We start from the raw sequence: 6211 nt of genomic DNA, 5'->3' as shown, positions 1-6211 counted from the left end.
TTTCGCGGGGAAGAGCGGCGGGAGGAGCGCCTACGCCGGCTGCTGCGCGGCCACCAGCCCGTTGTCGATCTCGGAGGCGCGTACATAGGCCGGGCGCTTGCGCAGCCGGGCGACGTAGGCCTCGAAGGCCGGCCGCTTCTCCACCGCGCCGAAGTTCATGGCGTAATCGAGGTTTGCGCCAAGATACAGGTCCGCGGCGCTGAACCGGCCGCCGGCCAGATATTCGCGGCCGTCGAGGGTCTGCTCCAGCGCGTCCATCACCTGGGCGTAGGAGCCGTAGCCGGCCATCCGCTGCTGCTCCGGACTGACCTCGACGCCAAGCCGCCGGTTGGTCAACGCCGACTCGAGCGGACCGGCGGCGAAGAACAGCCAGCGATAATAGGGGCCGCGCTCCGGATCCGCCGGCGGCGGGGCCAGGCCCGCCTGCGGGAAGGCGTCGGCGAGGTAGGCGCAGATCGCCGCGCCTTCGGTGATCACCGTCACGCCGTGGGTCAAGGCCGGGACCTTGCCCATAGGGTTGATCGCCAGATAGGCCGGCGACTTCATGCTCTCAGCATAGTCGAGGACCTGGGTGCGGTAGGGCTGGCCCACCTCCTCCAGCATCCAGCGCACGATCCGGCCGCGCGACATCGGGTTGGTGTAGAAAACGAGTTCTTCGGCCATGGCGATATCTCCAGGAGCAGCTTTGCGCGCCGACACCTAGCCTGCGCCTGCTGACACCCCGGTGTCAGCAACCTCCGTTAGGCCGCCGCGGCTCCCCCGCTGCGGGCGACGTAGCCGTCGATGACCGGCTCCAGCGCGATCAGCGGCATGTTGCCCGACAGCAGGCCCGCGTCGTGGAACTGGCGGATGTCGAACCTCTCGCCCAGCGCGGCGCGCGCCTTGTCGCGCAGACGAAGCCAGGTGAGCTTGCCCACCATGTAGCTGGAGGCCTGGCCGGGCCAGACGCAGTAGCGCTCGATCTCGGTGGCCACGCTGGAGGCCGGTTCGCCGTCGATGTCGGCCATGGCGGCGATGGCCTGCTCGCGGCTCCAGCGCTTGGCGTGCAGGCCGGTGTCGACCACCAGGCGCGCCGCGCGGAACAGGGCCGACTGCAGGTAGCCGACCTCGCCGAGGGGATTATCCTGGTAGACCCCCATCTCCATGGCCAGCTGCTCGGCGTAGAGCGCCCAGCCCTCGCCGTAGGCCGAATAGAAGGCCGCGCGCCGGATCATCGGCAGGTTCGCCTCCTGCTGCAGCGACAGCTGCAGGTGATGGCCGGGAATGGCTTCGTGATAGGTCAGCGTCGGCAGCGCCCAGCGGGGCGTTTCGGCGGTGTTGCGCAGATTGATCCAGTAGATCCCCGGCCGTGCGCCATCGAGGCTGGCGTTGTTGTAGTAGCCGCCCGGCGCGCCAACCTCGATGAACTTCGGCACCCGCTTGATTTCGACGCTCGCCTTCGGAAGCGTGCCGAAATACTGCGGCAGCCGACCCTGCATGTCCTGGACCTGGGCGTTGAGGTCCTCGACCAGCTTGGCCTTGGCTGCGTCGGTGTTGGGGTAGATGTAGCGCCTGTCGCCGTAAAGCGCGCGGATCCGCCGGCTGACCGAGCCCTTGGACATCCCCTGCTTCTTCAGCAGCGCGTCGGCGCGGGCGGACAGTTCCCTGGCCTGGTCGAGCCCCATCTGGTGCACGTCGTCCGGGCTCATGGTGGTGGTCGTGCCGACCTTGAGCGACAGGGCGTAATAGGCCTCGCCATCGGGCAGCCGCCAGCAGCCGGCGTCATGCACCGCCTTGGGGCGGATCTCGCGCATCAGGTCCATCTGGCGGCTGAGCGCCGGCGCCACCTTGTCGCTGTAGATCTTCGAGGCCTGGCCGGCGTAGTCGCCAGCGATGTTCTTCTTGTAGGCGCGGTCCGCGACCGAGGTGACCAGGGTCGACATCTCCGGCGCGACGAACAGCGCCTTCATCTGGGTGAGCGTGCGGTCGACGACGAAGTCAGGCGGGATCACGCCCAAGGCCACGTCGCGGCGGACCCGCTCGGTCTCCTGGTCCATCACCTCGCCGAAGGCCGCCAGGCGGGCGAGATAGGCGTCGGCGTCGGCCTTGGTCTCGATGGTGTGCTGGGTCGCCAGGAAGTTCGGCACGCTCTGGTAGGAGCCGGTCAGCTGGCTGACGGCATAGGGCGCGCCGGCGCCCTGGACGCCGTAGGGGAAGGCCTGGTCCGCCTCGGCGGTGGTCTGCAGGCCGAAGATGACCGCGTCATAGTTGACCGCATCCATGCCGGTAAGGCGGGCGCGGTCGATCGCCTGCATCCGCTTCAGCTGGTCGGCGTTCAGCGCGCGCATGTGATCCAGCTTGGCCAGCGACTGGTCGTCCAGCTTCGACTTGGCGGCGGCGTAGGCGTCCTTGTCGACGCCGAGGCTGGTGGCGAACTGCGGGCTCTCGGCGATCGCCTCGGCGAAGAACTGTTCGAGCGTCGCCGTAAGCCTGGCGCTGGGGCTCGCCGCCGCCCTGGCGTGCGCCGGGCTCGCGCTCGCAACAGGTCCGGTCTCCGACGCCGGGCCCCAGTCGCTCTCCGTCGCACAGCCCACCAGCGCCGCCGCGCCTGCGGTCGTCAGGAGGGTGCGGCGGCTCAGCATGGCGGGCCTCATGTTACATGGTGTTACGCCTGCGCTTTATGACGCACTGGACGCTTACGGCAAGGGCCGCCAGCCGCGCCCTCGCAAATTACACGGCCGTCGTCGCCGCGACCGTCGCGGGCGACTGCAGACGCCGGCGGAACAGGGCGAACAGACGCTCCCAGTGCCGCTCGGCGGCGACCTTGTCGTAGACAGGCCGCTCGGGGAAGGCGAAGCCATGGTGCGCGCCGGGATAGAGTTCCACCTCGGTGGTGTTCGGCGCATAGGTCTTGGCCGCCTGCTCCAGGGCCTCGACCATCTCCAGCGGCGACCAGCTGTCGTGCTCGGCGCAGCCGAAATAGAACTCCGCCGTCGCCTTGCCGAGCATCAGGTGCGGGCTGTCGTCCTGGTCGGTGACCAGCTTGACCCCGTAGATCGAGGCCGCCGCCCCGATGCGCTCGCGATGACGGGCGGCGAAGTTCACCGCATACTGGCCGCTCATGCAGTAGCCGATGCAGCCGGCGCGGCCGGGGCTGGCGGCCGGATCGCGGTCGGCGAAGTCCAGCAGCGCCTCGGCGTCCTCCATCACCTGGGCCATGGACAGCGTGCCTACCAAGTCGAACAGCTGCTCGCGCGCCTGGTTGGCCGGCAGGGCCGTGAGATTTGCAGGCTCCGCCTCCCCGGTCCGGTAGTAGAGGTTCGGCAGCATCACATAGTAGCCGACCGCGGCCAGCCGGCGGACCATGTCGCGCAGTTCCTCGCGCACGCCGGGCGCGTCCATGAAGACGATGACCAGCGGATGCGGCCCCTCGCGCTCAGGGTGGGCGATGAAGGTGGGCGCAGCGCCGCCGGCTGTAGGAATTTCGACCGTCTGCTCGATCATCGGGCGCCTCCGCTCATCGCCCCCATTGGAGGCGGGAACGAAGAGGCGGCGCTTTGGATGCGGACGGCGCGTTCAGTGCGCGTCGGGCGTGGGGCGATCCCGAAGAATCAGCCGGCCGACGGTCAGCTCGTCGACCTCCAGACGCCGGATCCGGACCCGCCCGACCGCCAGGCGACCGATCGCCAGGCTGCCGATGGCGACCGTGGCCAGCGCCAGCGCGCCGATCGCCACGGCGCCCATCGCGCTCGCCCCGATCGCACCTGCGCCCACCGCGCCCGCGCGAAAGCCGGCGACTGGTTTCCGCTTCGCCGGCTCGCTTATGGCCTCTAGCCCTTCCGCCGCTGGTCGAGCGCCTGGCGCACCTCGTCCAGCACGCTCCGCCAATCGCCAGCGCTGGGCTGACGGAACTGACGCACCGAGGGATACCACGGCGTCGCCGGCGCGTCGTGCGGCCAGCGCCAGTCGCCGACGTAGGGCAGCAGCACCCAGCAGGGCTTGCCCATCGCGCCGGCCAGGTGGGCGACGGCGGTGTCCACGGAAATCACCAGGTCCAGCCCTTCGACGATCCGGGCGGTCGCCTCCATGTCGACGGCGCCGGTCTGCTCGGGTTCCAGGCCGCGAACGCCCGGCCAGCGCAGCACCTCGGCGATCATCTCGTCCGGCAGCGAGCGGTTCTTGTCGTTGGAATGCGCCTGGCTGCCTCTGCCGACGAAGCCTGCGCCATCCCCCAAGGCCGGCCTCGCCGGGAGGTAAGGGGCGTTCGGGATCGTCGCCGCCGCCACCCGGAACAGGCCCGGCAGCGAGCCGGCGTGCGTCCAGGCGTCGTGGCGGGCGATGTCGACCCCGCCGGTCGCGGCCACCACCTTCACGCCCAGGCGTTCGAACAGGCGCACCAGGACCGGCGCGCAGAGCAGGGTGACCTCGATCCCACGCGCCTTCAGCAGGGGAATGAAGCGGGCGAACATGATCTGGTCGCCGAGCCCCTGCTCCGGCAGCACCAGCAGCGAGCGCACCGGCTCGCCCCGCCATTCCGGGAAGCTCAGCCGCTGGTCCCAGCCCAGGCGCGCGGGGCGAAAGGCGTAGTTCGGCCAGCCCTCGCCGTAGCGACCTTGCCGCAATTGAACGAAGCCCAGATGCCAGCGCAGCGACGGCTCCTCGGGCCGCTTCGCCTGCATCTCCAGCAGCACCGCCTCGGCCTCGGCGAACCGCCTCTGCTCCTGCATCAGCAAGGCGAGGTTGATCGCCCCCGCCGGCGACGGAAAGGCCTTCAGCAGGCCGCGATAGAGGTCCTCGGCCTCCTGGGGCCGGCCCGCGGCCACGGCGGCGTTGCACATGTTGACGACATCCGCCTCGGTCAGCGGCTTGCGGGCGGCGGTGGGCTCGGACACGGAATGGGACTCGCCGGGAAGCTGCGGGAAAGGCCGATGTTTGGGGCCGTGCGCCGTCGAACACAAGCGCAAGCGCCGCGGCGCTGCGGCGCGGTCCGATGGCGCTGAACGAGCGAAAGCCCCGGCCGCGGCCGGGGCTTCCTTCAGATTGCACGTCGGCGCACCCTTAGGCGCGGACGAGCGCCACTTGCTGGCGACGCTGGCGCAGCATCGCGCCCAGGCCGCCGAAGCCCATCAGCATGATGGCCCAGGTCGCCGGCTCCGGCACGGCCGTGATGGTGATCGAACTCGCCCCGATGTTGCCGGTGCCGCCTATGGTGTTGGTGACGTCGGACGCGAAGTAGTAGCTGCTGACGTTCCTCGTGAGGTCATTAACGGTGAGCGCGCTCGGACCGGCCACCGTGAAGTTCAGCACGCTCGGCGAGTTCGAATTCCAACTGGTGTCGCAGCCCGTGTCGCAGTCCATCGCCAACTGGAAGGTCCCGAATCCCGACTGGGTCACCGAGTGGTTGATAAAGGAAAAGCTTCCGACGCTACCGTTATCCGTGACGCCGCTCACCGAAATGCCCGAAGGATTGCTTAGGTTGAAGCCGAACGACCAATGATTGCTATCTGGCGCGTATCGGAATCTCAGATTGTCAAACAGCGTGACCGCAAATGCGAGCTTTCCGCCAGCGTCATTGACGACCACTTCGCCATAGGGCGCCGAGACGCCAAGGCCGCCAGTCGCGCGGTCGACGGTGAAGTCCGAAACCAGGATGGCCGCCTGCGAGGCGCTGGCACCCATCACCGCCGCCGCCATCACAACCGAAGCCGTCAGCGCCTTGATCATCTTCATCTTCGTCTAGCCCCTGCAGCCGCCCCGATGCGGCTCTCGGGACAGGAGGAGAGCAGGGCTCGTGCCAGAAGCGAATCATTTGCGGCCAGGAAGGCCGACGCCGGGGATAGAACCCCGATAAATCAAAGACTTGACTTATGAACAGCGGCGCCCCGCTGCTGTACCGGACGCCACGCCCAGAACGGGAAATTCGCCTCAGACGGCGCCTCCCGGATCAAGACGGAACAACGTTCTGTCCCGAAATCGGCCAGGAGGCGGCCGCGGCTCAGGCCGCTTTCTGCAGCTCCTGCTTCACGCGCTCGGCCAGGGTCTTGATGTCGATCGGCTTGGGCAGGAAGGAAATGTTGCTCTCGCCCTCCAAGAGGTCCGAGAACTCGGACTCCGCATAGCCGGAGATGAACATCACCGGCGCGGCGCCCAGATAGTCGCGGGCGGCCTTCAGCAGGTCCGGCCCCTGCATCCCCGGCATCACCACGTCGGAGATCATCAGGTCGATCTCGCC

The 6211-nt window shown here is 68.7% G+C and carries 7 protein-coding genes; all 7 read right to left on the bottom strand.

What is annotated here, in order from left to right:
- Window positions 1-30: 30 nt before the first annotated feature.
- Window positions 31-663, bottom strand: coding sequence for a glutathione S-transferase family protein (locus VJS38_RS14760; protein WP_324088910.1), 633 nt, complete (start codon window positions 661-663; stop codon window positions 31-33).
- A gap of 77 nt (window positions 664-740) precedes the next feature.
- Complete coding sequence (locus VJS38_RS14755; RefSeq protein ID WP_324088909.1) at window positions 741-2621, bottom strand: DUF885 domain-containing protein; 1881 nt, start codon at window positions 2619-2621, stop codon at window positions 741-743.
- Between the two features lie 88 nt (window positions 2622-2709).
- On the bottom strand, window positions 2710-3483 hold the full coding sequence (locus VJS38_RS14750; protein WP_324088908.1) for a dienelactone hydrolase family protein: 774 nt from the start codon (window positions 3481-3483) through the stop codon (window positions 2710-2712).
- Between the two features lie 72 nt (window positions 3484-3555).
- Window positions 3556-3723: a hypothetical protein gene (locus VJS38_RS14745; RefSeq protein WP_324088907.1), complete on the bottom strand. Its 168-nt coding sequence runs from the start codon at window positions 3721-3723 to the stop codon at window positions 3556-3558.
- A gap of 86 nt (window positions 3724-3809) precedes the next feature.
- On the bottom strand, window positions 3810-4871 hold the full coding sequence (locus tag VJS38_RS14740) for a tetratricopeptide repeat protein (RefSeq protein WP_324088906.1): 1062 nt from the start codon (window positions 4869-4871) through the stop codon (window positions 3810-3812).
- 166 nt (window positions 4872-5037) lie between these two features.
- Window positions 5038-5703, bottom strand: coding sequence for a PEPxxWA-CTERM sorting domain-containing protein (locus VJS38_RS14735; protein WP_324088905.1), 666 nt, complete (start codon window positions 5701-5703; stop codon window positions 5038-5040).
- A 271-nt stretch (window positions 5704-5974) separates the two neighbouring features.
- Window positions 5975-6211, bottom strand: a 237-nt coding sequence (locus VJS38_RS14730) for a response regulator (protein WP_324088904.1), incomplete at its 5' end; no start/stop codon positions are given.

Origin of the sequence: Phenylobacterium sp. (assembly GCF_035276905.1) — a bacterium.
In the GTDB taxonomy this organism is placed as follows: domain Bacteria; phylum Pseudomonadota; class Alphaproteobacteria; order Caulobacterales; family Caulobacteraceae; genus Phenylobacterium.
This window is presented reverse-complemented; position numbering and strand designations above follow the sequence as displayed.

Excerpts from the sequence above, each read along its gene's own strand:
- VJS38_RS14760 (WP_324088910.1), bottom strand. The coding sequence starts at position 663 with ATGGCCGAAGAACTCGTTTTCTACACCAACCCGATGTCGCGCGGCCGG.
- VJS38_RS14755 (WP_324088909.1), bottom strand. The coding sequence starts at position 2,621 with ATGCTGAGCCGCCGCACCCTCCTGACGACCGCAGGCGCGGCGGCGCTG.
- VJS38_RS14750 (WP_324088908.1), bottom strand. The coding sequence starts at position 3,483 with ATGATCGAGCAGACGGTCGAAATTCCTACAGCCGGCGGCGCTGCGCCC.
- VJS38_RS14745 (WP_324088907.1), bottom strand. The coding sequence starts at position 3,723 with ATGGGCGCCGTGGCGATCGGCGCGCTGGCGCTGGCCACGGTCGCCATC.
- VJS38_RS14735 (WP_324088905.1), bottom strand. The coding sequence starts at position 5,703 with ATGATCAAGGCGCTGACGGCTTCGGTTGTGATGGCGGCGGCGGTGATG.